5 protein-coding genes are annotated in these 5349 nt (G+C 76.4%); all 5 read right to left on the minus strand.

Annotation, left to right across the window (positions count from 1 at the left end; all coding sequences use genetic code 11):
* Window positions 1–167 precede the first annotated feature (167 nt).
* Entirely contained in the window at window positions 168–1604 is a 1437-nt protein-coding gene (locus WCS02_RS17010) for an alkaline phosphatase family protein (protein WP_340295390.1), read from the minus strand.
* Window positions 1601–2770, minus strand: coding sequence for a metabolite traffic protein EboE (gene eboE, locus WCS02_RS17015; RefSeq protein ID WP_340295392.1), 1170 nt, complete (start codon window positions 2768–2770; stop codon window positions 1601–1603). Before eboE ends, WCS02_RS17010 begins: the two co-directional genes overlap by 4 nt.
* Entirely contained in the window at window positions 2767–3624 is an 858-nt protein-coding gene (locus tag WCS02_RS17020; RefSeq protein ID WP_340295394.1) for a TatD family hydrolase, read from the minus strand. Before WCS02_RS17020 ends, eboE begins: the two co-directional genes overlap by 4 nt.
* A gap of 2 nt (window positions 3625–3626) precedes the next feature.
* A complete protein-coding gene (locus WCS02_RS17025; RefSeq protein WP_340295396.1) occupies window positions 3627–4328 on the minus strand; it encodes an EboA domain-containing protein in 702 nt (233 codons plus the stop codon).
* A gap of 11 nt (window positions 4329–4339) precedes the next feature.
* Window positions 4340–5349: sugar phosphate isomerase/epimerase family protein (locus WCS02_RS17030; RefSeq protein WP_340295398.1), on the minus strand; the 1010-nt coding region annotated here is incomplete at its 5' end.

A 5349-nucleotide genomic window follows, 5' to 3' on the forward strand; every position in this document is an offset into this window, starting at 1 on the left:
GTGCTCGCCGCGCGCGGAGGAGGCCGAGGCCGGTGCGCCCGCGAGCGCGACCGCGCCGCCGGCGACCGCGGTGGCCCCGATGCCGCGCAGCAGGGCGCGACGGTCCGGGCCGGTGCCCGCCTCCGCGGCGCGGAGGGCGGGGGTGGTGGTGTCAAAGCCGAAGCACATCAACGTGCTCCCTTCAGGGTGTCGACCCGTGGGTCGGTGGGGGTGGTGGTGGGGCCGGGGGCAGCAGGTGCCGCCCCCGCTGGGACGGCGAGGTCCAGGAGCAGGTCCCGGACCTCCGTCGCCTCGTAACGGTCTCGGGCCCCCCCGGGGACCGAGCACAGCAGGACGGGCCCGTCGTCCGGGTCGTCGGGCAGCCGTCCGTGGCTGCCCTTCACCCAGCGGGCGTCGAGGGGGACCACGCTCATCGCGTAGCGCAGCCCCACCTTCTTCTTCAGCAGGCTGATCCCGGCGCGCACCTTGGCGGTCGGGTCGGCCGGGTCGAGGAACAGCTCGGCGGGGTCGTAGCCGGGCTTCTTGTGGATCTCCACGCCGCGCGCGAAGTCGGGGGCCCGCGCGTCGTCGAGCCAGTAGTAGTACGTGAACCACGACCGGGGCGCGGCGACGGCGACGAGCTCGCCGCTGCGCTCGTGGCCCAGGCCGGCCTCGGCGAGCGCGTCGCCCTCGAGCACCTGCTCCACGCCGGGCAGCGCGGCCAGGAGCTCGCGCACCCGGGGACGGTCGGCGGGGTCGGCGACGTAGACGTGGGCGACCTGGTGGTCGGCGACCGCGAAGGCCCGCGAGGTCCACGGGTCCAGCAGCTCCCGCCCGTCCTGGACGTACACCTCGAGCAGCCCGGCCTCGCGCAGCGCGCGGTTGACGTGGACCGGCTCGTCGACCGCGGTGATGCCGTACTCCGACAGCACGACGACCGTCGTGCCCGCGGCGGCCGCGTCGTCCAGCAGCGGGGCGACCGTGGCGTCGAGCGCCTCCACCGCGGCGACGGCCTCGGGGCCGTCGGGGCCGAACCGCTGCAGGTCGTAGTCCAGGTGCGGCAGGTAGGCCAGCGTCATGTCGACGCGGGGCATGACCATCCGGGTGGCCTCGACGATCCAGCGCGTGGAGGCGATGGACGCGGTCGGGCCCCAGTACTGGAACAGCGGGAACGGGCCGAGCGCCTCGGTGAGCTCGTCGTGCAGCTCCGGCGGGCGGGCGTAGCAGTCCGGGGACTTCCGGCCGTCGGCGTGGTAGACCGGCCGGGGCGTGACCGTGAGGTCGGTGCTGGCGCCCATGGCGTACCACCAGCAGACGTTGGCGACGGTGAACCCGGGCTGCCGGCGGCGGGCGGTCTCCCAGACCTTCTCGCCCTGGACGAGCCGGTTGTGCTGGCGCCAGAGCATGACCTCGCCGATGTCGCGCAGGTACCAGCCGTTGCCGACGATGCCGTGCTCGGTCGGCACGGTGCCGGTGAGGAACGTCGACTGCGCGGAACAGGTCACCGCGGGCAGGACGGTGCCGAGCTCGGCCTGCCAGCCCTGCTCCGCGAGGGCGCGCAGCCGGGGCGCGTGGCGCAGCAGCTTCGGGGTGAGGCCGACGACGTCGAGGACGAGCAGGCTCATGCGGCCACCAGCCCCGCGTCGAGGAGCTCCGCGCGGGCCCAGGCGAGCTCGGCGGCGATGCCGTCGAGCACCCCCTCGGGACCGTCGGGGCGGATGCCGTCGGGCAGCACGGACCAGGTGTACGTCTCGACCTCCAGGTGGTCGGTGAGGGCGCGGTCGCCCCCGAGCAGGGCGTCGACGGTGCCGCGCAGCTCCGCGCGGGTGCTGCGCAGCGGCGGGGCGGGGTCGGCGTGGAGCGGGACGTGGACGTGGACCCGCCAGGCCTCGTCGGTGGACAGCGGGCGGGCGCCGGCCAGCGCCTCGTCCAGGTCGTCCTTGCCGACGAGCCGGCCGCCGACGTGGCTGCGGACCTGGTGGAGGAACCGCTGCTCGACGAACGGCTCGAGGGCGGCGCGGGTGGCGGGGTCGGCCGGGTCCTCGGCGTGCAGGGCCGCGGCGAGCTGCGCCTTGACGACCGGCAGGTCGGCCGCGCCGAGGCGGGCCAGCGCCTCGTGCGGGTCCTCGAAGGCGACGGCGAGGTGGCAGGTGTCCAGGCAGACCCCGACGTGCTCGCCCGCGGCGGGCGCGACGCGCTCGGCGGCGTCCTCGGTGGTCTCGACGATGCAGCCCGGCTCGGGCTCGAAGCCGACCCGGACCGCGCGGCCCGCGTCGGCGGACACCTTGGCCAGGCCGTCCTCCAGGCGTGCGAGCAGGGTCTCCGCGGTGGCCTGCCGGTCCGACAGCCACGGCGTCCGCCAGCCCAGCGGCAGGGTGGAGATGCTGCCGCGCACGGCGTCGTCCGGCATGAGCCGGGCCAGCACCGTCGCGCAGTCGAGGGTGTAGTCGAGCCGGTCGCGGGTGGTCCAGTCCGGCCGGTACACCGCCTTCTTGACGACCGGGGCGTGGAAGCCGCCCCAGGGGAACGCGTTGACGGTGACGACCTCGACCCCGGCACGCTGCAGCCCGCGGCGCAGCCGCTCCAGCGAGGCGGGCTCGGCGACGAGCCGGGCGGCCAGGGCGGCGGGCAGCCACAGCCCGATGCCCACGGTGGGCACGTCGAGCCGGCGGCGCAGCCCGTGGCCGACGGCGTCGACCTGCGCGAGGACCTCGTCGAGGTCCTCGGCGGGGTGGACGTTGCTGCAGTGGGCCAGGTGGACGGTCGTGCCGTCGCGGTGGGTGAACCTCATGCGCGCGGCCCCCGCAGCAGCGAGCTGCCCTCGAAGGTCGCGCCCGCGTCGACCGGCGGCACGTCGAGGACGAGGCGGCCGGACTGGCCGTAGAACTCGACCGGGTTGCGCCACAGCACCCGGTCGACGTCGTCGTCGCCGAAGCCGGCCGCGAGCATGGCCTCGCCGGTGCGGACGGTGAGCAGCGGGTCGCTCTTGCCCCAGTCGGCGGCGGAGTTGACGAGCACGCGGTCCAGGCCCCGCTCCTGGAGGATCCGCACCATGCGGTGGGGGTCCATCTTGGTGTCGGGGTAGATCGAGAAGCCCGCCCAGGCGCCGGCGTCGTCGACCATGCCGACCGTGGTCTCGTTGCAGTGGTCGACGAGGACGTGACCGGCGGGCAGGCCCGAGGCCGCGACCAGCTCGAGCGTGCGCCGGGTGCCGGCGGCCTTGTCGCGGTGCGGGGTGTGGACCATGACGGGGAGCCCCTGCTCGCCGGCCATCTCCAGCTGGATGCGGAAGGCGTGCTCCTCCTCCGACGTCATGGAGTCGAAGCCGACCTCGCCGACCGCGACCACGCCGTCCTTGGCCAGGTAGCGGGGCAGCACGTCGAGCACCCCGGCCAGCCGCGGGTCGTTGGCCTCCTTGGGGTTGAGCGCGAGCGTGCAGGAGTGGGCGATGCCGTGCTGGGCCGCGCGGAACCGCTCCCAGCCGAGCAGGGAGTCGAAGTAGTCGGTGAAGGAGCTCACGCCGGTGCGGGGCTGGCCGAGCCAGAACGCCGGCTCGACGACGGCGCGGACGCCCGCGGCGTACATCTGCTCGTAGTCGGTGGTGGTGCGGGAGGTCATGTGGATGTGGGGGTCGAGGACGCGCACGGTCAGGTGCCTCCGTCGGGGTCTGCAGCGGGATCGGTGCCAGGGGTGCCGGTCGGGGCGGGGGCGGCGTCGCGGGCGGCGAGGGCGCGCCGGGCGGCCTCGCGCCGGTCCTCGTGGGGCGAGGCGAGCAGCTCCTCCAGGCCCGACGCCGCGACCGCGTCGGGGAAACGGCGCAGCACGAGCCAGGCGTCGTCGGGGACGTCGCGGCCGGCGGTCACGCGCTCGGTCACCAGGGCGGCGACCATGCGGGCGGTCTCGGCGTCGGCGCGGTCGTCGAGGCCGGCGACGGCGGCCAGGGGGACGCCGGTGAAGAGGCACTTGAGGACGGCGTGGCGCCAGGCCTCGTCGGGCAGCGCGTCGTGCCCGGCCGGGCCCACGGCGGCGGCGACCAGGCGGCCGTCGTTGGTGCGCAGCGCGTCGAGCAGCAGGGGCAGGGTGCTCGCGGCGGGCAGCGGGAGCCGGTGCAGCGCCAGCAGGACGGCGCGCTTCTCGTCGGCGTCGCCGTAGCGGTACAGCTGCTCGACCTCGGTGGCCAGCGCCGCGGGGTCGAGGGCGCCGGCGAGGGCGTCGAGGACGCGGCCGCGGGCGGCGTCGACCGCGACGGGCTCACGGGTACCGAGCAGGCGGGCGACCGCGGGGAACACGGTGGCCGCGGCCGACGGGCGGTCGGCGACCTGGGCGGCGAGGTCCTCGGCGGTCCTCACGGTGCCGGTGCTCACACGACCGCCCCCGTGCGCTCGCGGCCGGACAGGTCGACGGCCCGGTCCGCAGCGCCGTCCGTGCCGGGGGCACCGGCGGCGGGCAGCGCGGCGAGCGCCTCCTCCAGCGAGGCGATCGAGCGGGCCGCCATGTCCGGCCCGGCGTGGGAGTGGCGCGGCAGCTCGACCGCGGCGAGGCCCGTGAACCCGGTCTCGACGAGGGCGGCGAGCGCCGAGCGGAGGTCGAGGGCGCCCTCGCCGAGCGGCAGGTGCTCGTGGACGCCGCGGACCATGTCGTCGACCTGGACGTCGACGAGCAGGTCGCCGGCACGGCGGACGACGTCGGCGACCGGCTCGTCCTCCACGCACACGCAGTGCCCGAGGTCGAGGGTGACGCGCAGCCGCTCGGGCTGCCCGAGGACGCGCCGCAGGTCGAGGACGTCGTCCAGGCGCTCGACGAGGTGGCCGGGCTCGGGCTCCACGGCCAGCGGCACGTCGAGGCGGTCGGCCTCTTCCAGGACCTGCGCGAGGGCGTCGGCGACCTGCCGGCGGGCGGCGTCGGGGTCGAGGCCGGGGGCGAGCACGCCCGACCAGCACGACACGGCGTCCGCACCGAGGTCGGCGGCGATCCGGACCGCCCGCTGCAGCAGGTCCACGCGGCGCTCGACGCCCTGCGCGGACACCAGGGTGGGCTCGTGCTTCAGGCGCGGGTCAAGCAGGTACCGGGCGCCGGTCTCGACGACGACGCCGAGCCCGAGCCGGTCCAGCCGGCGGGCGACCGCCTGCGTGGCGGCGTGGACGTCGTCGGCGAACGGGTCGAGGTGCCGGACGTCGAGGGTGAGGGCGACGCCGTCGTACCCCAGGTCGGCGAGCATGGCGAGGGCGTCGTCGACGCGGTGGTCGGCCAGGCCGTTGGTGCCGTAGCCGAGGCGCACCGGCCGGGCGGGCCGGGCGGGGGCGCCCTGGCTGTCCGTGCCCGGGGCGCCGGCGCCCGGCGCGGGGGTGGCGGTCACGTCGGCGACACCAC

The organism is Aquipuribacter hungaricus, from assembly GCF_037860755.1.
GTDB classification, from domain to species: Bacteria; Actinomycetota; Actinomycetes; order Actinomycetales; family JBBAYJ01; genus Aquipuribacter; species Aquipuribacter hungaricus.

Bases quoted from the DNA above. Each gene is read 5' to 3' on its own strand.
- WCS02_RS17010 (WP_340295390.1), bottom strand. From the start codon at position 1,604: ATGAGCCTGCTCGTCCTCGACGTCGTCGGCCTCACCCCGAAGCTGCTG.
- eboE (WP_340295392.1), bottom strand. From the start codon at position 2,770: ATGAGGTTCACCCACCGCGACGGCACGACCGTCCACCTGGCCCACTGC.